A 23,528-nucleotide genomic window follows, 5' to 3' on the forward strand; every position below is an offset into this window, starting at 1 on the left:
CATTCTATCATAAATAGTTAATATTAGCGATTTTTTTTTGACCGTAAATTTTTAAAAACTTATTTGTGGATATTTCCTCATAATATACAAATATACAAAAAACTCCTTCTCCAAAATAGTAATTATAGGGATTTTTGTAAAAAAATGAAAGGAATCACTCCCTTTCATTTTTTACTTTTATTTCCAATTTAATACCGCGTTCAAACCATAATGATCGCTGACTTGTGGACTATTCTGACCATCAAAAACTACATGCAAGCTTTCTACTTCTAACTCTTTCGTTGTAAAGACATAGTCAATTCGAAGCGGTTCGGTATTTCCTTTCCAACCATCAATTTCTGGTGGAACGGTATAGCTACCGCTTCTCTCCTTAGCAACTTCAAAAGCATCTTGCAAATCCAGTGGACTAGCTAAAATCGCTTGATAGCCCTCCTGACCAGCTGGATTATTAAAATCACCTGCTAAAATCAGAGGTTTGTTCAAACCTTTCAGCACAGCCTCAAATCGTGCCCATTCCTCCTGGAAACCTTTATCCCACCAAGAGAGATGGACGCTTGCAAGAGCAAGCTCCTTGCCTTCAACCACTGTCTCTGCCAAGGCGACACGGCGAGTATGGTAGTCCGTTGGATCATCTACATCTGACACTAAAATTTCACGCGCCTTAATAGGCGTTTTAGATAAGATTGCCACACCTTCATGGTAGCGGTCATAGCCGATATGATTGTAAGCCCAAGTCCAGTAGTAATTCTTCCCTTTCTCAGACAATTTTTCAACTAAAAGTCTCACATAGTGGTCTTGATGAATGGGTTCTGCCGCTGGTAAAGCTTGATAAAGATGATCAACCTCCACTTCTGGAGAAGTAATTTCTTGATTGATTTCTTGGAAACAAATCAAATCATAGTCTTTTTCAAGAATATCCTGGAGCAAGAGCTGGAATTTTTCCTCTGCTTCCTTCTCCATCCAACTGTGGGTATTGAGTGTTAAAAATTTCATGCTTTTCTCCTAAAACAAGAGGTTGGAAAACAGCTTCCAACCTCAAGTATATTACAATTCTACTTTAGCAACTGCTGTTTTAGCTGCAAGAGAACCAGTTTGTTCTAATTTAACAGATTTGAGAACATCTCCATTTGTGAAGACAACCACTGTTGAAGTTTCACGACCTGCTGCACGGATAGCATCCAAGTCAGCTGTAACAAGAAGATCACCAGCAGCAACCTTTTGTCCTTCAGAAACGTGAACTGTGAATGGTTTACCTTCAAGGCTTACAGTATCCAAACCGATGTGAACAAGTACTTCAAGACCTGCTTCAGTCACAAGACCAAGAGCGTGTTTTGTTGGGAAGATACTTGATACAGTACCAGAAACTGGAGATACGATATTTCCATTGGCTGGTTCTACTGCAAAACCATCACCCATCATTTTTTGAGCAAAAACTGGGTCTTTCACTTGTTCCAAGGCAATGACTTGACCGTCAGCTACTGAGTAGACTTCCTCAGTTACACCTTTAAAATGTACAGTATTTTGTTGAGCTTCTGTCATTTGACTTGGAAGAGTTTCAGGAATTACTTCACCTGAGTCAAGGATATCTTGGATATCAGATTTCAACACGTCAGCTTTTGGTCCATAGATAGCTTGGACACCTTGTCCTTTCATGACAAGTCCCATAGCTCCTTCTGCTTTCCATTCTTCCTCAGTACCAACGCGATCTGCATCCTTAACAGTTACACGAAGACGAGTCATACATGCATCTACATCTACGATGTTTGCACGACCACCAAGAAGGTTAATGATATTTACAGCTTGAGAAGCAGCGGCAACTTTTGTTTCACCTGAAGCTGCATCTTCTGATGCTCCTTCAGCAGTTTCATAGTTTCCGTTACGTCCTGGAGTTGCGTAGTTGAATTTCTTAATCATGAAGTTCGCGATGAAGTACATGATCACTGCAAAGAGGACAGTTACCCAGATAAAGTTAATAATATCCATACCAAGACCAGCGTTGATAGCTAGCGGAGTACGAGTCAAGAATTCAATTGAACCGAATGAGTGCATACGAAGGTGAACAATATCCGCCATAGCAAAGGCAGCACCTTGAACAAGAGCATACACTAGGTAAAGAGGCGTTGCGATAAACATAAACATATACTCGATAGGTTCAGTAACCCCTGTCAAGAATGTTGCAAGGGCTGTCGCAATCATCATACCCTTGTATTGGTGTTTCTTGTCAGCATCAACATTGCGGTAGATAGCAACGATGACACCCATCAAGATACCGAATGAACCGATCATTTGTCCAACTTTGAAACGAGCTGGGTGAACAGTATCTAACAATTGTTGGTAGTGACTTGCATCTGTACCTTTAAGGTTAACAAGGTCTGTTACCCATGCAAGCCATAGTGGGTCTTGACCAAATACTTGTGTACCTTTTGCTGCTCCAGTAAGGATTTCGTATGTTCCACCGAGAGCTGTATAGTTCATTGGGATAGTGAGCATGTGGTGAAGACCAAATGGCAAGAGCAAACGTTCCAAGGTACCATACAAGAATGGTGCGAGAATTGGTGCAGTTTCTTGTGAGTTGGCAATCCAAATACCAAAGCTATTGATACCTGTTTGAACTACTGGCCAGAAAGCAGCAAGTGCAATCGCTGCAATTGTTGAACGAAGAATAACGACAAATGGTACAAAACGTTTACCATTAAAGAATGAAAGTGCGTCTGGAAGTTTACGGTAGTTGTAGTATTTGTTATAGGCAGTTGCCCCTACAAAACCTGAGATAATCCCTACGAAGACACCCATGTTAAGGGCTGGTGCTTCAAGAACGCTGATAAAGTAGTCAGCAACCTTGATTGAGCCACCAAAGAGAGTAGTGACCATAGCCTCAGGGTTTTTCAGCATATCACCTGTAACACCGAAGATAGTACCTGTGATGCGGTTAATCAAGATGAAGGCAAGACCAGCAGCAAAAGCACCGCCAGCACGCTCTTTAGCCCAGCTGCCTCCGATAGCAAGGGCAAACAAGATATGAAGGTTACCAATAACCCCCCAACCAATTTGCTCAAGGATTCCACCTGTAATCACTAGTGGAGCAAAGTTAGGGTTAATCATGACGAGTGATTTACCGATTGAAATCATCAATCCAGCGGCTGGCATAACAGCGATAACCACCATCAAAGCCTTACCGAATTTCTGCCAAAACTCGAAAGACAAGACATTTTTGAATGTAGCTTTCATCATTCAAATCTCCTTTATTTTATTTAGGCAAACGTTTTACGAAAACGTTTGCACTTATTTATAATTCAATTATACCACTTTATTTTTTTTTGTAAAGGCTTTTATAAAAAAATTGTCTACTTTTTTTAATTTTTAGAAGAAAAAAGAGAAGTTTACGAAAACTTCTCTTTTAAAAATGTATCATTTTTCTGATTTGTTCTGCAATTTGCATTTATATCCAATTAGATTTTCAAGAATCGACGCATCGAAATTCCTGAACCAATTGAACCAATGAAAATTCCGATTACAAATAGTAGAACTGTCATCAAAGGGACAAACACATCTGGCGTAATCATTGATAAGTTTTGACCTACCAAGGATTTATTGACCGATTGATAAACGATATTGTAAACAAAGAATACAAGAACTGAGGGAATCGCTGCGCCAAGCAAGCCAATAAAAGCACCTTCTAGCAAGAATGGGCCACGGATATAACCATTTCTCGCTCCAACAAGACGCATGATCTGAATCTCACGACTACGTGAAATAATGGTAATACGGATGGTATTGGAAATGAGGAAGACTGCGATAAAAATCAAGAGCCCTGCAATAACCAATCCCCAAACACGGATAAAGGAAGCCAGTTCGAAAAGTCGTTGAGTGTTGGCACCACCGTCTTGAACCTCAGATACCCCTTCAATTTTCTTGGCCTCTTCTGCTACTTTAGGAACATCACTCGGAGTATTGGTATCAACGATATAGGCATCATAGAGAGGATTGGCATCCCCTTCAAAGACCTTCCAGTCATCCCCCATCGTTTCAGTCAATTTTTGATACTGCTCTTCCTTGCTTGAAAAAGTGACATTTTTAACACCTTGCATAGCTTTTAAGGCATCATAAACCTTGTGGTAGTCATTATTGGTAACTGTCTGACCTTCTTTTTCAATCGTTTCACTATTATCTGCTACATCCTTACGAATGTAAACCATGACACGAACGTTGTTTTCAATATCGGTAGCCAGTTTCGCTGTATTAAAAATTACAGATGCAAACAGGGCAACGAGTGTCAAAGTAATCATAACCGAACTCACTGCTGCTACTGTCATCCAGCCATTTCGTTTTAAACTTTTGAGTGATTCAAATAAATGGCGAAAAAATCTACTAATCATCGTATCCATATTCTCCTTTTGCTTCGTCACGAACGACACGGCCATTTTCAATGGCAATGACACGGTGGCGCAAGGTATTTACAATCTGGCTATTGTGAGTCGCCATCAAGACAGTCGTACCTTGGAGATTGATGCGTTCCAACAGATTCATAATTTCCCATGAATTATCTGGGTCCAAGTTTCCTGTCGGCTCATCGGCAATCAATACCTTAGGATTGTTCACAATCGCACGAGCAATCGCAATCCGTTGCTGCTCTCCACCTGAGAGTTCGTTAGGGAAAGAGCGAACCTTGTGTTTCAAACCGACCAAGTCCAAGACTTCCATAACACGTTTTTTGATGTTGCGACGGTTCTCTCCGATAACTTCCATTGCGTAAGCAATATTTTCATAAACGGTTTTCTTGGGCAAGAGTTTGTAATCTTGAAAGACTACCCCAACACTGCGACGGAGTAGAGGGATATCTTTCTTCTTGATTTTAACCAAATTAAAGCCTGCAACTGTTAGGCTCCCTTTTTCAATCTTTACTTCTCGATATAAAGCTCGAATAAAGGTTGACTTCCCTGCTCCAGAAGGCCCAACGATATAGGCAAATTCTCCTGGTTCAATACTAAGAGAGACTCCACGGAGGGCAGTCGTTCCGTTATCGTATTTTTTGACAACATCTCGCATTTCAATGATTGACATGTGAGTTCCTTTCTATTCTTAGCTGATTCGCCACTTGAGATAAGCGTCGATGAAACCATCAAGGTCTCCATCCATGACCTTATCTACCTGAGCGACTTCAAAGCTCGTACGGTGATCTTTTACCATGGTATAAGGTGTGAAGACATAAGAACGAATCTGACTTCCCCATGTGATTTCCTTTTTCTCACCTTTGAGGGAGTCGACTTCCGCAGCTTTCTTTTCTTGCTCCATTTGATAGAGCTTGGCTTGCAACATCTTCATAGCACGATCTCTATTTCCATACTGGGTACGATCGACCGTTGATTGGACGACAGTTCCCGTAGGAATGTGTGTCAAACGCACACCTGTTGAAACTTTATTGACGTTTTGTCCACCAGCACCACCTGAACGGAAGGTATCCATTTTAATATCATCCTCACGGATTTCCACTTCGATGGTATCATCCAACTCAGGCATAACCTCAACGGATGTAAATGAAGTATGGCGGCGTTTGGCAGAGTCAAATGGTGAAATACGTACCAAACGGTGAACACCCATTTCTGACTTGAGAAGGCCGTAGGCATTTGGGCCTTCAAAAGACAAGGTCACAGACTTGATGCCCGCTTCATCACCAGCTTGGTAATCCAAGACTTCAACTTTAAAGCCTTTTGCATTTCCATAACGAGTGTACATACGGAGCAACATATCACCCCAGTCCTGAGCCTCAGTACCTCCAGAACCTGGATGGATCTCCAAGATGGCATTATTGTGGTCATAAGGTTCTGACAAGAGAAGCGTCATCTCGTAGCTGGTCATCATCTTATCCAGTTCTGTCAACTGTTCGACCAGTTCATCATGGACTGACTCGTCTTCTGCTAAAAAGTCCAATAAAATTTCAACTTCATCCTGCAACTCTTCCATTTTACGGAAGGTGTTGTAGGTGTTTTTTAATTCATTTAATTCTTGCGACGTTTTTTGGGCCGCGATATTATCGTTCCAAAAATCAGGTTCTGTCATCTTGTTTTCCAAGATGGCAATCTCTTCCTCTAGTCCTTCGAGGTCAAAGAGACCCCCTGAAAGAAGCTAATTTTTCACGATTTGCGTCAATTTTTTGACGAATTTCTGAAATGTCCATAAATACTCCTTTATTCACATCGTTTCATTATACCACATTCTCTCATTTCTTTCCATATTTTGCTTGTTATTTCAAATTATAAGCAAAAAAGAGGGCTTTCACCCTCCATTTTATAACTTTTTAGCAGAGGTTCGAGCAATCTCCTCTACTTGGATACCTTGCGCTTCAAATTTCTCCTTCAGGAAGGTTAAATCAATCGTCCCATCAATTTGAACTTCAATCACGACCTTACCATCCTTGCGCGGAATATTGACTGTGTGTGAAATATTCAGATTTTCTTCTACAATCAAGGTCACAATCTTGCCCAAAACCCCGACTTCATTTTCCGTAATAAACCGAACGCGAATACCTTCCTCGCCGTAGCCAGCAATTTCTAGAAAGGCTTGAAAAACATCACGATCTGTAATCACACCGTAAACCTGTTGGTTGTCCACAACTGGAAGAATACCGATTTTATTCTTCAACATGAGATAGGTCGCATCTTCTAGACTAGCATAACCTGAGACTGTTATGACATCCCGAATCATGACGTCTTTGACTTTGGTCTTATTGAGAAGATAATTCATCTCATAGATAGAGAGGCTGGTTGCTTTAGATGGGCTGGCTTCCGCAATGGTTCCTTCTGTTACAAGACCAACCAATTGGTCATTTTCGATAACAGGTAAACGGTGCAAGCCTTGCTCGCGCATCAAATCTGCTGCATGTGCTACAGTCGTATCTGGACTGATATAAACTACCTTGCGGGTCATAAAATCTTTAACTGCCATGAGACTTCTCCTTCTTTATTGCTACTATAATTATACACTTTCTTACAAAAACTATCAAACGCTTTCATCTCTTTTTCAATATTTTATATCGTTCAATCACAAAAAAGAGAGAAACAGCCTTCTCTCTTAAACTTAAATTGTAACGGAATCTCGATCCTTGATTATATAGCGTTTTAAAGGAGTTAAGCTAGCTAGCCAGTACAATAGACCACCAAAGATCGCAGTAAAGCCACTACCAGTTGTGAGCAAAAACATAGGACTCTGGATGTGCTTTGTTATCGGGTTGTAAACAAATAATACCGTAACTAATAAGGAAATGATTACACAAGATAATCCCACCCAGTTAAAACCATTTGTAAACTCATAGGCGTCATGTCCTTCAAGGAAATAGGCTGAACGCAAATCGAGTTTTCGTTTTCTTAAGATAAAGTAGTCAACAACAATCATTCCGATAATGGGGCCTTGGATATAGGCCGCCAGCGAGATGAAGGAACCGAAGTATTCATCCACTCCTCCCCAAATCGTAAGTAGGCTCACATAAACCATGGCAATCCAAACCATTAGTTTATAACTTACTTTGGGCATCCCGCTTTTTACAATCATACAGTTCACGTACGATCCTGTACCCTGAGTTCCAATATTAGCAAAAGCTACCAGTAGTAAACTTAAAAGCGCAAAGGCTGGTGTGCTTAGAGTTGAAAGCATCGTCGTTGGATCACTTTCATAAACACCTGTTTTGACAAACATGGCCAAAGCCATCACCCCACCTGTCGCTGCAAAGAATGGCGCAACAACCCCGTATGACAAGGCTGTAGCCCAATAGCCACTACGTTCTGATTTTGCCAAACGTGGCAAGACAAAGGCTTGTGTAGACCAAGAAAAGGCTACAGCCACATTTCCTTCCCCTGACATCATAAAACGTTCAATCGGTGTCAAATTTTCTTGAATGGCAGGTTGGACATTCATAATATCCTTAATCGGAACCGCAACAAAACAGATTCCAACAATGATTAGCCCAACAAATAACAAGGCAACCACTAGAAAGCGATTAGTGCCTTTAATCACCTCTGGACCGCCAAGAGCAATCAGCGTTCCAAGAAGAACACAGAGAGTGCCTAGAATCGGTGCCCATACTCCCTTATCTAAACCAAGTCCAAAATTATTTCCCAAATGAATCATGGAGCTAGCAAAAAGATTGGCGGTAACAGCGTACCAACCAAAATTCGCCAGACTAATCACAGTTGATAGAACAGCTACCCCTTTTCTACCTAGAACAGCTCTCAACCAAATCCACAAATCAATTCCATATTTAACTGCAAACAGAATTGGGAGACATTCAATAAAGACCCAGATAATGTTGAAACTAAAAATATTAATCAACATTTGATTAAAGGTCAAATATTGAGCTACATAAGCTCCTTGGGTATAACACCAAGTTGCGATGGCAAAACCACTTGTCGATAAGAAGAGATCCCAGAAAGAATACTGACGATCCTTGTTGGTCATGGGAACGATTCCCGTTATCGTCTCCTGTTGAATGAAGTCATTCATTTTGGACATTTTATTGAATACCTCCTGTCATGGCTAGGATAATCAGAATATGATTGACTAGAATCATATCAATTACTTATGTAAAATAAACTTTTAAGAAAGGGGAGATAAATACATATAGATTAAGGCTTTCATTTTTTAGTTTCACCTACAACTAATTGTTCAAGTTCAATACCAATTCTCATATTGTCAGTCCTCCGACTAAAAATTAATCTTAGTTGACCATACCGCCCACTATAGTGGTACCAAATATAGAAAAACTCACCTAATAGATTTACAGGCACTCTCCTGAAATAATCCTCACAAAGGAGTAATAGTATGATGCCCCAAACGCCTGATCTAGATAGCTGTATTTCATTTTCACATCTGGAACTTCTTCTAAAGAGATTTCAAGTACCCGTTCAGCCTATTCTACCGTATCAATAAAGATTTTCTAAAGCCTCCAGCAGGGGGCATACTTGAGTATTTCTAATCAATCCTCTATCCTTAAATCGTAACGGAATCTCTATCCTTAATCATATAGCGTTTTAACGGAGTTAAGCTAGCTAGCCAGTATAATAGACCACCAAAAATCGCAGTAAAGCCACTACCAGTTGTGATTAAAAAGATTGAACTTTGAATTTGTGCAGTTACTGGGTTGTAAACAAATAGTACCGCAACTAATAAAGAAATGATTACACAAGATAATCCCACCCAGTTAAAACCATTTGTAAACTCATAGGCGTCATGTCCTTCAAGAAAATAGGCTGAGCGCAAATCGAGTTTCCGTTTTCTTAAGATAAAGTAGTCAACAACGATCATTCCGATAATTGGTCCCTGAATATAGGCGGCTAGAGAGATGAAGGAACCGAAGTACTCTTCTACCCCTCCCCAGATAGTGAGTAGGCTCACATAAATCATGGCAATCCAAACCATTAGTTTATAGCTTACTTTTGGCATCCCGCTTTTTACAATCATACAGTTCACGTACGATCCTGTCCCTTGGGTTCCAATATTGGCAAAGGCTACTAATAGTAGACTTAAAAGTGCAAAGGCTGGAGTGCTTAGAGTTGATAGCATGGTTGTTGGATCACTTTCATACACACCTGTTTTAACAAACATGGCCAAAGCCATCACTCCACCTGTCGCAACGAAGAAGGGCGCAACAACTCCGTATGATAAGGCTGTAGCCCAATAACCACTACGTTCTGATTTTGCTAAACGCGGTAAAACCAGTGCCTGTGTAGACCAAGAGAAGGCAAAGGCCACATTTCCTTCCCCAGAGAGCATAAAACGTTCTAATGGAGTTAAATCTCCTTGGGTAGCTGGTTGAATGTTCATAATGTCAGTGATAGGCACGGCCACAAAGCAAATTCCCACGATAATCAGACCAACAATCAACAAGGCGATGACCAAGAATCGATTGGTCCATTTGATTACTTCTGGACCTCCAAGAGCAATCAGCGTTCCAAGGAGAACACAGAGAGTACCTAAAATCGGTGCCCATACTCCCTTGTCTAAACCAAGTCCAAAATTATTTCCCAAGTGGATCATAGAATTGGCAAAAAGATTGGCCGCAACGGCGTACCAGCCAAAGTTAGCCAAGCTAATAATGGTTGATAGCAAGGCTACCCCTTTTTTTCCTAAGACAGCCCTCAACCAAATCCACAAATCAATTCCATATTTAACTGCAAACAGAATTGGGAGACATTCAATAAAAACCCAGATGATGTTAAAACTAAAAATATTAATCAACATTTGATTAAAGGTCAAATATTGAGCCACATAGGCTCCTTGGGTATAACACCAAGTTGCAATGGCAAAACCACTTGTCGACAGGAAGAGATCCCAGAAAGAATACTGACGATCCTTGTTGGTCATGGGAACAATTCCCGTTATCGTCTCCTGTTGAATAAAGTCATTCATCTTAGACATTTTATTGAATACCTCCTGTCATGGCTAGTATAATCAAAATGAGATTGACTATGACTAGGGCGATGACTATAATAAAATCACTTTTTAAAAATGGCTGAGCAAAGACATAGTTTGGTGATTCCATTTCTTCTAGCCTTCTTTTCGTTTCATTTGCCACTAATTCTTCAATTTCTGATGTCGGTTTCATCTCAATTCTCCTCTAAGTACAAATCTAATGCAAGTTTTCCATACTGCTTGGTATAACGATACCAGATATAAAGAAATTCACCTACTGGTTTTCCAACGCTTTCTTGGAACAAGGCCCACAAAAACCAATAATATGAAGTCACTGATACATAGGCAAAATAGTGGCGTTTGGTTTTCTTGTCTGGAACTTCTTGTAAATAGATTTCAAGCACCTTTTCAGCTTCTTCTACTGTATAATTTGAACACCCGATAAAGGTTCCTAAATCTCCTGCTGGATCTCCCATACCAGAATATTCCCAATCAATCAAGCTCATTTCGCCAGCTTCGTTCAACAAGAAATTTGGACTATAAGAATCTCCGTGGCAGAGAACCTTTTTCGTCTGCTCTTCTTGTAGAAACTTTTCGAGAACTGAGACATTCTTATCCAACTCTTCAAGCCCATCAAATTCAAAACGATTGCTAGCTTTTAATTTTTGTCTAAAATCATCAATTCCCTCAAATTGGTTAAAGAAATGATTTGTTTTTTCTCCAGATTGGTGCAAACGTCTCAAGAGCTCCATTGCTTTTGCTACATCATCCCAATTGTCATAATCCAGTTGCTTGGCATTAGGGATAAATTCTGAAATTTTCCAGCCCTCATCCTTGTTCATGGCAACAAAGGTACGGTCAATCTTCAATTTTGCAGCAATTTCCATGGAAGCGGCTTCACTAGCACGATCAATATAATTTTCAGTCCCCCTACCCGGATGACGGTAAACATATTTCTTCCCTAGACAGTCAAATGAAAACGAAGTGTTGGTTAGACCATCTTTTAGAGGTTTGATATTGACAATATCTGAAGCTACACATCCTAATGTCTTACAAATATTATCAATGATTTCCGAATTCGTATTCACCAAATAGTGTTCATCAAACTGACGCAACTCATCTAGTGAATCAAACTCCTTAACAATATCTGCTGAATAATGCCGAGCTTCCAAAGGAAGCTCCTTGACGTGACGACTATAGTAATCTTCCCAGAGCTGTTCGCGATATGGTTCGTGCTTAAATTCAGTTTCTAAAATATCTACGAATTTTTCACTAAATGCACGATCAAAATAAACATGCCCCACCATAGCCCAAGTATTCGTTCCACCGATTTGAATATCGATGATTGTGTGATTGGAGTCTTCCTTAGAGCAGTATTCGTCTGTGTCTCCTTCTGCAAATATAGTCGAATAATAACCTCTATAAATGTATCGTTCAAACGGATTTTCCACAAAATAATTATCCGACGAGCAAATGTAAGTGTTAGAAAGCTGATCTCTGACTAGCATGAGAGAAGAACAGTTGTTGTACTTGTAGTAATCATTATTTACAACGATTTTAACGCCAAATTTTTCTGCCAGATAGAACATTTTTTCTTGCAGATAGCCTACAATAACTGTAATATCCTCTATCCCAGCTTCCTGCAACTGCTTGATTTCTCTCTCAATCAAACGCTCACCTTTGACTTGGAGCAATCCTTTTGGTAGCTCATAAGACAAAGGTGCAAAGCGGCTACTCATACCTGCTGCCATGATAATGGCATTCTTCACCTGATACGGAGTTAAAGCCTCCTCACCTAGGTCAGTTAAGTGATTTTCCTCACCGATCCACTTCTTTTCTTTACATTCCTTGAGAAGGTTATTCACAGCCCCCAAAGAGATGTCTAGCTGCTCAGCCAATTGTCTCTGCGTAAAGTTTGTGTCTTTGTGAGTCAACAAAAAACGTAAAAGTTTAAATTGTTTTTCTGATAGCATATCCTCAGCCTCTTTTGTTCAATATTTTTATTTATTTAATTATATGATGAACGCGTACTTTTGTCAAGTTAGATTCTATATTAAGAAAACGGATGCTCAAACCAGGGCCATCAAAATAGGGACCAAACGAAGAAAGAGCCCCAAATTTGGAGCTCTTCAAATTCATATGCCAACTAAAACAATCCACTGGATTGGATGATTGCTTACGTAATCCTTATCTGCCGACTAAAAAGGTCCCTCGGACTATAGGGGAATTGCTGCGCAACTCTCATCCACCGACTAAAACAATCCACTGGATCTGATGATTGCTACGCAATCTCTATCTGCCGACTAAAAAGGTCCCCCGGACCTTTTTAGCCACCTAGATATGCTTTTCTGACTTCGTCTGATGCTGCGAGTTCTTTTCCTGTTCCTGATAGGACAATCTTACCTGTTTCAAGCACATAACCTCGGTCAGAAATAGCAAGGGCCTTGTTAGCGTTCTGTTCAATTAGGAGAACCGTTGTTCCTTGCTTCTGAATATCTTGAATGATATCAAAAATTTCTTGGATAAAGATAGGAGCAAGTCCCATTGATGGCTCGTCCAAGAGAAGGAGCTTAGGCGTGGACATGAGAGCACGTCCCATAGCCAGCATCTGCTGTTCACCACCTGAAAGGGTCGCCGCATCTTGGTTTTTACGTTCTTCCAGACGAGGGAAACGTGAAAAGACTTTTTTCAAGTTGGCTTGATTTTCTTCACGATTTTTCTTTAAAAAGGCTCCCATTTCTAAGTTTTCCATAACAGTCAATCCTGGAAAAACATGGCGTCCCTCAGGAACTTGTGAAAGGCCACCTGCCACGATTTTTTGCGCTGGCATCTTTTGAATTTCTTTTTCTAAAAACTGAATTTTACCAGTACTTGGACGAACCAAACCTGAAAGGGTGCGAAGAATGGTTGTTTTACCAGCACCATTGGCACCAATCAAGGAAACAACTTCACCTTCATTAACCTCGAAACTTACATCACGAACTGCTTGGATCATACCGTAATGCACAGAGAGGTTTTCAACTTTTAACATAGACATTAGGCTTCACCTCCTAGATAAGCTTCGATAACACGTTTGTTGTTCTTGATTTCATCTGGAGTCCCATGAGCAATCAAACGACCATATTCAAGAACATAGATACGCTCAGTAACTTCCATAACCAAGTTCATATCGTGTTCGATGAGCATGATGGTAATTTTAAATTCGTCTTTGATACGGCGGATCAATTCTGTCAATTCAGCTGTTTCTTGTGGATTCATCCCAGCCGCAGGCTCATCCAAAAAGAGGATCTTAGGTTCTGTTGCCAAAGCACGAACGATTTCCAATCGACGTTGTTGACCATAGGCCAGATTTTTAGCAAGTGTATCTGCATCGCCATCCAAATCAAAGATTTTAAGCAAGTCCAAAGCTTTGCTTTTTAATTCTTCCTCATTCTTATAGAAAGCGGGCAGGCGTAGAAAGCTAGCGAGGACATGTTGTTTATGATGATTTCCAAAAGCGATGAGAACATTGTCTAAAACTGTCAGATCCTTGAACAAACGAATATTTTGGAAAGTACGACTGAGTCCAAGTGAAGCAATCTTATAGGGAGTTTTCCCATTTAGGAGGTGACCATCTAGTGTCACCGTACCTTCACTTGGTTCATAAACACCCGTCAAGAGATTGAAAAGAGTTGTTTTACCAGCCCCGTTTGGTCCAATCAAACCAACCAATTCTCCCTCGTTCAATTCAAGAGTGACATCTCCAACAGCTGTTAGACCGCCAAAATGTTTGGTTAACTGTTTAACTTCAAGCAATGCCATTAGTTTTGTCCCTCCTTCTTAGATTTTTTAAAGAAACGTGATAGACTTAATTCCCATGTTCCAAGAAGTCCACCTGGTCTGAAAATCATAACCAATACAAGAGCCAAGGCGTAGATGATCATACGTACGCTAGCTACATCTTGAAGGAGCATATTTAAAATTCCCAAAACAATCGCTGAAACAATAGTACCAGTAATAGAACCAAGTCCACCAAAGACAACGATAATCAACACATTGATGGAATTAATAAAGGTGTAATCTTTTGGCACAACAGATCCGATAAAACCAGCCTGAAGTGAACCAGCAATACTTGCTGTAATGGCACCAAAGACAAAAGCGATAATCTTGATTTTTGTAGTATTTACCCCAACAGACTCTGCAGCAATCTCATCCTCACGAACAGATAAAGTAGAGCGTCCAATTGGACTACGTAAGAAGTTGAGGGTTGCAATAGTTGTGATCACCACAAATAGATAAACCATTTGCCAGTTGGTAAAGTTTGGAATACCTAAGATACCAGCAGCACCGTTGGTCAAACTTCCACCATTGATGATAAAAATACGGATGATTTCTGAAACACCTAGTGTCGCAACAGCCAGGTAGTCACCCTTCAAACGGAGTGTTGGAATCCCAACGAGCAAAGCGACTGCACCAGAAATCAAGGCACCCAAGACCATTGCTCCAAAGAAGGCACCATAGGTTGGTGATTTTGAGCCAATAATCGCTGCTGCATAAGCCCCAATCGCCATAAAACCTGCATGACCGAGTGAGAATTGTCCTGAAAAACCAACGATTAGGTTCAAACCTACTGCAAGGATGATATTAATCCCAATTTGTTCTAAAATTTGGATATGGAATAGATTGAGAACACCGGCAGAAACCAGTACACTAATCAATCCATAACCCGCTAACAGAAGGAATAACCAGAGAATATTTACTTTAAGATTTGTCTTCATTGTTTACACCTTCTCTTTCACATTCTTACCAAGGATACCTGCTGGACGAACAATCAGAATCAAAAGCAAGATTCCATATACGATGGCATCACGGAAATCAGACATACCAAAGGCAGTTGCAAAAGTTTCCAACAAGCCAATCACAAATCCACCTAGGGCTGCACCAGGAATAATCCCGATACCACCAAGTACGGCCGCAACGAAAGATTTCAGACCTGGAGTCACACCCATCAAAGGTTCAAGAGAGTTGTAATAAAGGGCAATGAGGACACCTGCTGCTCCAGCAAGGGCTGAACCCAAGGCAAAGGTAAAGCTGATAGTACGGTTTACGTTGATTCCCATCAATTGAGCTGCGTCACTATCAACTGATACAGCACGCATCGCTTTCCCCATTTTTGTTTTTTGGACGATCAATTGCAATAAAACCATCAACAGTACAGAAACTGCTAAAATCATCAATTGAACATTTGTCAAACTAATTGGCCCAAAATCAAAGCGGATTGTTTGAATGGCTTGAGGGAAAGCACGAGTATTGGCGCCTACTAGATAAACCATCCCGTATTCCAGTAAGAAGGAAACTCCGATGGCAGTAATCAATACAGCAATACGTGTAGAGTGTCGCAAAGGACGGTAGGCAAGAAATTCAATCACAACACCAAGTAGTGCGGTTCCTACCATTGAAATAATCAAAGCTAAAAAGAAATTCATTTGGAAAGAATTAATCAAAAAGTAACCAATAAAGGCTCCCATCATATAAATATCACCGTGGGCGAAGTTGATGAGTTTGATAATTCCATAAACCATGGTATAACCCAGAGCCAAAAGTGCATAAACACTACCCAGAATTAGACCATTCACAAGTTGTTGGAGCATCGCATTCACTCTTTTCTATCGTTATTTTTTAAAAAATTTCATTATTTTCACAAGTTCATAAACACCGAAACAGGGAGTGAGTCAAAGGCTCATTCCCTATTTCAACTACTATTCTAATGTTATGGTTTTACAACTTCTGCTGCTTCCACTTTACCATTGTTCATGGTCATCATGTAAGCCGTTTTCACTGTGTTGTGATCTGCATCAAAGCTCGTTTGACCAGTCACACCATCAAAGTCTTTGGTTTTAGCAAGGTTGTCCTTGATTTCACCTGAGTTCTTAGCGCCTTTTGCAGCATTGGCTACTAGATAAACTGAGTCATAGGCCAAAGCTGAGAATGTTGAAGGTTCTTCATTGTATTTAGCACGGTATGCTTCAAGGAAAGATTTAGCTTTTGCAGAAACATCAACTGTAGTTGAGAATCCAGAGATAAAGTAAATGTTTGATGCTCTTTCAGCAGTTGCTTGTTGAACAAATTCTTCACCGTTAAATCCATCACCACCAACGATTGGTTTATCGATTCCCATACCACGCGCTTGGTTTACGATTTTACCTGCTTCTGTGTAGTAACCTGGAACAACGATAGCGTCAAACTCTTTCCCTTTCATTTTAGTAAGGGCTGCTTGGAAGTCTGTATCACCTGCTACAAAAGTTTCATCTGCTACAATCTCACCCTTGTAGGCTTCGCGGAAAGATTTAGCAATACCTTTAGCATAGTCACTAGCATTGTCCGTATAAAGAACAACCTTCTTAGCATTCAATTTGTTTGTCACATAGTTTGAAATGATCTTCCCTTGGAAGCTATCTTGGAATGTTCCGATGAATAGGTATTCTTGACCTTTAGTTAAACCATCTTGAGTCGCACTTGGTGAAATCAATGGAACCCCTGCTTGAGTAGCATTAGCTACAGCCGCAGCAGTTGCACCAGATGTCGCAGGTCCTACGATTGCTGCAACTTTTGATTGTGTTACTAGGTTAGTTGTAACAGAGGCAGCCTCAGCAGTTTCAGATTTGTTATCTTTATCCACAACTTCGATTTGTTTTCCATCGATACCACCTGCAGCATTGATTTCATCAACAGCAAGTTGAGCACCTTTTTGTTCAGAAGTACCATAGGCAGCTACAGCACCTGTTTCTTCAAAGTTAAAACCGATTTTGATAGTCTTTTCGTCTACTGGGTTACCAGTTGTATTTGACGCTCCTGACTTGACCTCTCCACAGGCAGCGAGAAGAGCTACGCTAGCAAGAGCCACAAAAGATAGGGCAAATTTTTTCTTCATTTTTAATCTCCTTATAGTTGTTTCAAAAATAGTATGTTAAGAATATACCGAATTATCAGAAAATTGTCAACACATTTATCTCATTTTTTAAATGATAACGTTTTCCTCAGTGCGATAGAGATTGCCAACAAAGGGAGTTTCTAACTCTTGAATGTGGCAACGTCTTATTTTTTTGATAAATCTTTCCTTACCTAATCTCTCAACTAAGTCATCTAGCTCCTCAGTTGGAACATAGAGCTGCAAGTAACGATGCTTCTTAGAATGGTAACAGATGTCACCGTATTCCTGAAGTTTTTTTGCATCTCGATTATAGTAAAGATAGATGATTAATCCTGATCGATTTGTTTTTTCAAACATGAGGGATCCTCTTTCTAAGAAATCTTCCCCTATTATACCAAAAAAAGCAAACTCCGTCGAGTTTGCTTTCTAGGTTGCTTAGCTTAAAGAATTATTGGCCATGATTTCATCAATAAAGCCATATTCGAGCGTTTCTTGGGCACTCATCCAGTAATCACGTTCAGCATCCGCGTGAATTTGCTCAACTGATTTACCTGAGTTATCTGCAAGGATTTGCTCCAAAGTCTTACGAGTTTTAAGCAAGTGCTCTGCAGCGATTGCCATATCTGTCTGTTGGGTACCACCACCTGTACCACCCATTGGTTGGTGAATCATGTACTCTGCATTTGGAAGCATGAAGCGTTTGCCTTTTGCACCACTTGATGCAATAACAGTCCCCATAGATGCAGCCATCCCCATAACGATTGTTTGGACATCAGCCTTGATAAAGTTCATGGTATCAACAATTGCCAAACCAGCCGAAACAGAACCTCCAGGTGTGTTGACATAAAGGTAAATATCTTTTGTGCTGTCTTGGGCATCCAAGAAGAGTAATTGGGCAATAACTGAGTTGGCCATATTATCTTCGACTGGCCCAGTTAGCATGATGATGCGGTCTTTCAGAAGACGAGAGTAAATGTCATAGGAACGTTCTCCACGGCTTGTTTGTTCAATAACTACAGGAATCATTCATTTCTCCTTTTAATGTTGAATTTTCTTAGTCATGCGACTCAATACAGAACTATTATATCTTTTTGGTCAAAAAAGGTCAAATTTTTGCTCTATACTATCGACAGAATCAAAAATTCAACCTCCTCGCGAAATTAGAAACATCCTCCAATTTCATCTTTAAGACTCTATCTGAGTCTTATTTCGTACCGAACAAGCGGTCTCCAGCATCTCCGAGACCTGGAACAATATAGCCATGTTCATTCAAGTGTTCGTCCAGAGCTGCTGTAAAGATTTCGACATCTGGGTGAGCTGCTTGAAGAGCTTTCACTCCTTCTGGAGCAGCTACTAGGCAGACAAACTTGATATTTGATGCGCCACGTTTTTTAAGCGAGTCAACAGCCAAGATAGCTGATCCACCTGTTGCCAACATTGGATCAACGACAAAGATTTGACGTTGGTCAATGTCCTCAGGCAATTTCACCAAGTATTCAACTGGTTGAAGGGTTTCTTCATCACGGTACATACCAATGTGCCCAACTTTTGCTGCTGGAACCAAGCTCAAGAGTCCATCTACCATCCCGATACCTGCACGCAAGATTGGGACAATCGCCAATTTTTTACCAGCCAATTGTTTTTGAACGGTCTTTGTGATAGGTGTTTCGATTTCCACGTCTTCAAGTGGAAGATCACGAAGTACTTCATATCCCATCAACATTGCAATCTCGTCTACTAGTTCACGAAAAGCTTTTGTAGAAGTATCTGTACGACGCAAGATTGACAATTTATGTTGAATGAGTGGATGATTAATGACTTCAATTTTTCCCATTTTCTGAGTTCCTTCTTTCAATTTATTCTTCTTATTATATCAAAAAACGGTTTAAAAAGCTTTCTAAACCATTTATTTTTATTAATTTTTAAATCAAATCTGCCTCTTGGAGAGCTGTCTGAACAGTCTCTAATGGTAAATGGGTCAACTCAGTGCCTTTTTCTTGATAAAGGTACTGAGCATAGTCATCCATTCGGTACTGGTTGATATAGACTACACGTTTGCAACCAACTTGTAGCAGTTGTTTGGTGCAGTTCAGACAAGGGAAATGGGTCACATAGGCTGTAAAACCTCTGGGAACCCCTCGTTCAGCTCCTTGCAAGATGGCATTGACCTCGGCGTGAAGTGTTCGGACACAATGACCTTCAATGACTAAACAGTCGTGATCAATACAGTGCTCCGTTCCTGATACGGAACCATTGTAGCCTGTTGAAATGACCTTATTGTCCTTAACTAGGACAGCTCCCACTTTAGCACGTTTACAGGTTGAACGATTGGCAATCAGTAAAGCCTGGGCTGCAAAGTACTCATCCCAAGCCAGTCTTTTTTCTGTCATGACTCTTCTCCTTTTCCTTTATTTTTTGAAAAATGGCAAGCGTAAATCGGCAATCTTTTCAGCTGGAACCTTCATGCCATCCTTGATCCATTTAAGCAGAACCGATACGATGGCAGAGCTCCAAAACGAATGAAGGTAGCTGCTAACGCCTTTTGACTTTCCGTGGTATTTTTCTAGAAATTCCTGCATGGCTTGGACAAAAATCTTTTCCAAATGGTAGTCCAGAGCAAGTTGAATAACCTTGGCTTCTTTCTTTGCTGCGCGGAAAAGGTGAACCCAGACCAGATAAAGGTCTGTTTTGACATCGTAGTGGCTCAACTGTTCCATGATATTATGAACACTGCGTTTAAAGACGCTTTCCAAAATCTCTTCTTTGGAGTCATAGTTACGATAAAAGGCAGCGCGTGAGACACCCGCCCGCTTGACCAACTCTGAGATACTAATCTTAGCCAAGTCTTTTTTCTCTAGAAGTTGCAAAAGCGCCGTCTCGATCGCTTCTCTGGTCAAAAAATTGGATTCTTGATTTGATTTTCTGAGATTTTCAAGAGATTTTTCAGATATTTTACGTTCAGACATAACAATTTCTTTCTACTTGTGACAACAGAGAGGTGGTACTTTTGTTTCAAGGGCTTTCATGATATAATTGTAAAAAAAGACAGAACCTTTGTCAATGTATAAGTGACAAAGATGGAGAATTTCTATGACTTGGAAGATTGTGGCTGACTCGGGTTGTGATTATCGTCAATTGGTAACTCCCGCTATTGATACTGAATTTGTTAGTGTTCCTTTAACCATTCAAGTAGCTGATCAGGTCTTTATCGATGATGCCAATCTTAACATTGACCACATGATGGAAACCATGTATGCGACTTCTGAGGCTTCAAAATCAGCTTGTCCTAGCCCTGATGATTACTTGCGTGCATTTGAAGGTGCTAAGCATATCTTTGTCGTTACTATCACTGGTACCCTTTCTGGTAGCCATAATAGTGCACAGCTCGCTAAAAATATTTACCTCGAAGAACACCCTGACACTCAGATTCATGTGATTGATAGTTTATCTGCAGGTGGGGAAGTTGACTTGCTCGTAGAAAAATTAAACGACTTGATTGACCAAGGACTTTCTCATGAGGAAGTTGTTGAAGCTATTACAGCCTACCAAGAAAAAACGAAGTTGCTTTTTGTCCTTGCTAAGGTAGATAACTTGGTAAAAAATGGTCGTTTGAGCAAGCTTATCGGTACGGTCGTTGGCCTTCTCAACATCCGTATGGTTGGGGAAGCAAGTGAAACTGGAACCCTAGAGCTTCTTCAAAAAGCTCGTGGTGCTAAAAAGTCCCTTCAAGCAGCCTATGAAGAACTCATCAAGGCTGGCTATGATGGTGGTCGTATCGTCATGGCTCATCGCAGCAATGAAAGATTCTGTCAGCAATTATCAGACCGCTTGCTGGAAACATTCCCACAAGCCAATATCAAAATCGTTCCAACATCTGGCCTCTGTAGTTTTTATGCAGAAGATGGCGGTTTGTTGATGGGGTATGAAATCAACTAAGATCATTAGCAACAAGAGATGCCAAGCATCTCTTGTTTTTTGTGGTACAATAGAGCTATGAAACATTTTGATACTATTGTTATCGGTGGAGGACCTGCTGGCATGATGGCTACGATTTCTAGTAGCTTTTATGGTCAGAAAACTCTTCTCATCGAAAAAAATCGGAAACTGGGAAAAAAATTAGCTGGAACTGGTGGTGGTCGTTGTAATGTAACCAACAATGGAACTCTAGACGACCTACTGGCTGGCATCCCTGGGAATGGGCGCTTTCTATATAGTGTCTTCTCTCAGTTTAATAACCATGATATCATCAACTTTTTTACGGAAAATGGAGTCAAACTTAAGGTCGAGGACCACGGACGCGTCTTTCCTGCTAGCGACAAGTCTCAGACCATTATCGAAGCTTTGGAGAAGAAAATCACTGAACTCAGTGGTCAAGTCGCTACCCAAACAGAGATTGTTTCGGTTAAAAAGGTGGATAACCAGTTTGTCCTCAAGTCCGCAGACCAAACCTTCACTTGTGATAAACTGATTGTCACAACTGGTGGTAAATCTTATCCTTCTACAGGCTCGACTGGTTTTGGTCATGAGATTGCCCGTCATTTTAAACATACGATTACCGAGCTTGAAGCCGCTGAAAGTCCATTGTTGACAGATCTTCCTCACAAAGCGCTTCAGGGGATTTCGCTGGACGATGTGGCCTTAAGTTATGGCAAGCATGTCATCACTCATGATCTGCTCTTTACCCACTTTGGTTTATCTGGCCCTGCTGCCCTGCGCATGTCTAGTTTTGTCAAAGGTGGGGAGGTTATTTCACTGGATGTTTTGCCTCAAATGAGTCAGCAGGATTTGGCAAACTTTTTAGAAGAACATCGGGAAAAATCTTTAAAAAATGCTTTAAAAACCTTGCTTCCAGAACGCTTGGCAGAATTTTTGGTTCAAGGCTATCCTGAAAAAGTCAAACAGCTAACTGAAAAAGAACGGGAACAACTTCTCCAGTCCATCAAAGCACTCAAAATCCCTGTGATTGGAAAAATGTCTCTTGCCAAGTCCTTTGTCACCAAAGGTGGTGTCAGTCTCAAGGAAATCAATCCCAAAACTCTGGAAAGTAAGCTCGTTCCCGGCCTCCACTTTGCAGGCGAGGTACTGGATATCAATGCCCACACGGGTGGCTTTAACATCACTTCTGCCCTCTGTACCGGCTGGGTGGCAGGCTCCAATCCAATAAATACCAAGTAAGAAAGGAAGTTCTTTGGAACATATTATTTTACTGAGAGGCATTACTCCTAATGGAAAAAATGCTATCCCGAAAATGTCTTATTTGATAGATATTTTAACAGAAGCTGGGTTTCAGCACGTTCGAACCTATATTCAAAGTGGGAATATCATTCTTGAAAGTGACTTAGATTTAGAAGAAATACGAGAACGTGTTCATACTCTGATAAAGGAAAAAATTGGGGCCGACTTAAAAATGGTTATCAAGAATAAGAATGATTTTGAAAAGATTGTTCATGAGAATCCGTTTAGAGAAGACTATCTTCATGATCGTGTGCATGTGATCCTTTATCAGGGATTTATCCAAAGTCTGCCATTAGAAAATTTGAAAGCTGACTACGGTGAGGAAGAAATTTGTGTAGGCGATCACTGTCTCTACCTCTATCTCCCTAGAACTGCAAAACGAAAAAAGCTCAATACCAACTATCTTGAAAAACTGTTTGGCGTGGATCTGACCATGAGAAAGCTAAATGTAGTGGAAAAGTTACTAACAAAATAGGAGAACAAGATGAACAGACGCGAAACAGTCGAATTTGTCAACATGTGCATGATTAAAAACGGAGATAAGGTTCTGGTTCAAGATCGAGTTAGTCCCGACTGGCCCGGTATTACCTTTCCCGGTGGTCATGTAGAGCGTGGGGAATCTTTTACCGAGGCAGTTATCAGAGAAGTCAAAGAAGAAACTGGACTGACCATATCCAAACCTCAACTTTGTGGTATCAAAGACTGGTACGATGACGGGGATTATCGGTATGTCGTCCTTTTTTACAAGACAGAACACTTTACTGGTGAACTCCAATCTTCAGATGAAGGTACTGTTTGGTGGGAAGAATTTGAAAATCTGTCTCATCTGAAACTTGCAACTGAGGATATGTCAGACATGCTGCGTGTTTTTTTAGAAGACGATCTCAGTGAATTCTTTTACTACAAAGACGGTGACGACTGGCTTTATGAGTTAAAATAAAAGAGCAGAAAAAAATGACCTGAGCTTCAAAAGTTAAATTTT

Annotated in this window: 24 protein-coding genes; 4 read left to right on the forward strand and 20 right to left on the reverse strand. The window is 40.5% G+C overall.

From position 1 onward, the window contains the following. Positions 1-177: 177 nt before the first annotated feature. The 20 genes from EJF26_RS04470 to EJF26_RS04575 all read right to left on the reverse strand — a co-directional run bounded on the left by EJF26_RS04470 (position 178) and on the right by EJF26_RS04575 (position 20,277). Positions 178-993 (reverse strand): endonuclease/exonuclease/phosphatase family protein, encoded by an 816-nt coding sequence (locus EJF26_RS04470; protein ID WP_000670870.1) that lies wholly within the window; start codon positions 991-993, stop codon positions 178-180. 51 nt (positions 994-1,044) lie between these two features. Next, positions 1,045-3,231 carry a PTS transporter subunit IIBC gene (locus EJF26_RS04475; protein ID WP_000973839.1) on the reverse strand — a complete coding sequence of 729 codons (2,187 nt, stop codon included), beginning with the start codon at positions 3,229-3,231 and terminating at the stop codon, positions 1,045-1,047. A gap of 218 nt (positions 3,232-3,449) precedes the next feature. Then, positions 3,450-4,376 carry a permease-like cell division protein FtsX gene (ftsX, locus tag EJF26_RS04480; protein WP_000625562.1) on the reverse strand — a complete coding sequence of 309 codons (927 nt, stop codon included), beginning with the start codon at positions 4,374-4,376 and terminating at the stop codon, positions 3,450-3,452. Continuing rightward, a complete protein-coding gene (ftsE, locus tag EJF26_RS04485) occupies positions 4,369-5,061 on the reverse strand; it encodes a cell division ATP-binding protein FtsE (protein ID WP_000022257.1) in 693 nt (230 codons plus the stop codon). Before ftsE ends, ftsX begins: the two co-directional genes overlap by 8 nt. A gap of 18 nt (positions 5,062-5,079) precedes the next feature. Next, positions 5,080-6,175, reverse strand: a protein-coding gene (prfB, locus tag EJF26_RS04490; protein ID WP_096753628.1) for a peptide chain release factor 2 whose coding sequence is annotated in 2 segments (ribosomal slippage) — positions 5,080-6,102 and positions 6,104-6,175 — 1,095 coding nt in all. Because the reading frame shifts where the segments join, the coding sequence is not laid out codon by codon here. A 110-nt stretch (positions 6,176-6,285) separates the two neighbouring features. After that, positions 6,286-6,942 carry a CBS domain-containing protein gene (locus EJF26_RS04500; protein WP_000268641.1) on the reverse strand — a complete coding sequence of 219 codons (657 nt, stop codon included), beginning with the start codon at positions 6,940-6,942 and terminating at the stop codon, positions 6,286-6,288. Positions 6,943-7,074: 132 nt separating this feature from the next. Continuing rightward, on the reverse strand, positions 7,075-8,502 hold the full coding sequence (locus EJF26_RS04505; RefSeq protein WP_000041466.1) for a cytosine permease: 1,428 nt from the start codon (positions 8,500-8,502) through the stop codon (positions 7,075-7,077). 477 nt (positions 8,503-8,979) lie between these two features. Then, positions 8,980-10,407, reverse strand: coding sequence for a cytosine permease (locus EJF26_RS04510; protein ID WP_000041460.1), 1,428 nt, complete (start codon positions 10,405-10,407; stop codon positions 8,980-8,982). A gap of 1 nt (position 10,408) precedes the next feature. After that, a complete protein-coding gene (locus tag EJF26_RS04515; protein WP_000805403.1) occupies positions 10,409-10,594 on the reverse strand; it encodes a hypothetical protein in 186 nt (61 codons plus the stop codon). A gap of 1 nt (position 10,595) precedes the next feature. Continuing rightward, the gene (locus tag EJF26_RS04520) at positions 10,596-12,374 is read right to left on the reverse strand and encodes a phosphotransferase (protein WP_000947700.1); all 1,779 of its coding nucleotides are present in this window, start codon (positions 12,372-12,374) and stop codon (positions 10,596-10,598) included. A 353-nt stretch (positions 12,375-12,727) separates the two neighbouring features. Then, positions 12,728-13,438, reverse strand: a complete 711-nt coding sequence (locus EJF26_RS04525; protein WP_000062229.1) for an ABC transporter ATP-binding protein — start codon at positions 13,436-13,438, stop codon at positions 12,728-12,730. Beyond that, entirely contained in the window at positions 13,438-14,202 is a 765-nt protein-coding gene (locus EJF26_RS04530; RefSeq protein WP_001186011.1) for an ABC transporter ATP-binding protein, read from the reverse strand. Before EJF26_RS04530 ends, EJF26_RS04525 begins: the two co-directional genes overlap by 1 nt. Further along, positions 14,202-15,158: a branched-chain amino acid ABC transporter permease gene (locus tag EJF26_RS04535; RefSeq protein WP_000856255.1), complete on the reverse strand. Its 957-nt coding sequence runs from the start codon at positions 15,156-15,158 to the stop codon at positions 14,202-14,204. Before EJF26_RS04535 ends, EJF26_RS04530 begins: the two co-directional genes overlap by 1 nt. 3 nt (positions 15,159-15,161) lie before the next feature. Continuing rightward, positions 15,162-16,031 (reverse strand): branched-chain amino acid ABC transporter permease, encoded by an 870-nt coding sequence (locus EJF26_RS04540; RefSeq protein ID WP_000941417.1) that lies wholly within the window; start codon positions 16,029-16,031, stop codon positions 15,162-15,164. Between the two features lie 119 nt (positions 16,032-16,150). Continuing rightward, complete coding sequence (locus EJF26_RS04545) at positions 16,151-17,311, reverse strand: ABC transporter substrate-binding protein (RefSeq protein ID WP_000726136.1); 1,161 nt, start codon at positions 17,309-17,311, stop codon at positions 16,151-16,153. An 87-nt stretch (positions 17,312-17,398) separates the two neighbouring features. Further along, positions 17,399-17,668, reverse strand: coding sequence for a YlbG family protein (locus tag EJF26_RS04550; protein WP_000462107.1), 270 nt, complete (start codon positions 17,666-17,668; stop codon positions 17,399-17,401). Between the two features lie 78 nt (positions 17,669-17,746). After that, positions 17,747-18,337: an ATP-dependent Clp protease proteolytic subunit ClpP gene (gene clpP / locus EJF26_RS04560; RefSeq protein WP_000613467.1), complete on the reverse strand. Its 591-nt coding sequence runs from the start codon at positions 18,335-18,337 to the stop codon at positions 17,747-17,749. Between the two features lie 178 nt (positions 18,338-18,515). Continuing rightward, complete coding sequence (upp, locus tag EJF26_RS04565) at positions 18,516-19,145, reverse strand: uracil phosphoribosyltransferase (protein WP_025169005.1); 630 nt, start codon at positions 19,143-19,145, stop codon at positions 18,516-18,518. 88 nt (positions 19,146-19,233) lie between these two features. Then, positions 19,234-19,701 carry a deoxycytidylate deaminase gene (locus EJF26_RS04570; protein WP_000136984.1) on the reverse strand — a complete coding sequence of 156 codons (468 nt, stop codon included), beginning with the start codon at positions 19,699-19,701 and terminating at the stop codon, positions 19,234-19,236. Between the two features lie 18 nt (positions 19,702-19,719). Then, entirely contained in the window at positions 19,720-20,277 is a 558-nt protein-coding gene (locus EJF26_RS04575) for a TetR/AcrR family transcriptional regulator (RefSeq protein WP_000003897.1), read from the reverse strand. A gap of 124 nt (positions 20,278-20,401) precedes the next feature. Between EJF26_RS04575 and EJF26_RS04580 the strand changes: the two genes are divergently transcribed. Genes EJF26_RS04580 through EJF26_RS04595 form a run of 4 tightly spaced genes read left to right on the forward strand, consistent with a single transcriptional unit; the run spans position 20,402 to position 23,486 of the window. Beyond that, positions 20,402-21,247, forward strand: a complete 846-nt coding sequence (locus EJF26_RS04580; protein WP_000219960.1) for a DegV family protein — start codon at positions 20,402-20,404, stop codon at positions 21,245-21,247. Between the two features lie 57 nt (positions 21,248-21,304). Next, entirely contained in the window at positions 21,305-22,486 is a 1,182-nt protein-coding gene (aao, locus tag EJF26_RS04585) for an aminoacetone oxidase (RefSeq protein ID WP_004246837.1), read from the forward strand. A gap of 13 nt (positions 22,487-22,499) precedes the next feature. Continuing rightward, positions 22,500-23,021 (forward strand): DUF1697 domain-containing protein, encoded by a 522-nt coding sequence (locus EJF26_RS04590; RefSeq protein ID WP_000400041.1) that lies wholly within the window; start codon positions 22,500-22,502, stop codon positions 23,019-23,021. Positions 23,022-23,030: 9 nt separating this feature from the next. Then, positions 23,031-23,486, forward strand: coding sequence for an 8-oxo-dGTP diphosphatase (locus EJF26_RS04595; RefSeq protein ID WP_001081773.1), 456 nt, complete (start codon positions 23,031-23,033; stop codon positions 23,484-23,486). Positions 23,487-23,528: the final 42 nt, after the last annotated feature.

The organism is Streptococcus oralis subsp. dentisani (genome assembly GCF_007475365.1).
GTDB lineage: Bacteria > Bacillota > Bacilli > Lactobacillales > Streptococcaceae > Streptococcus > Streptococcus mitis_AX.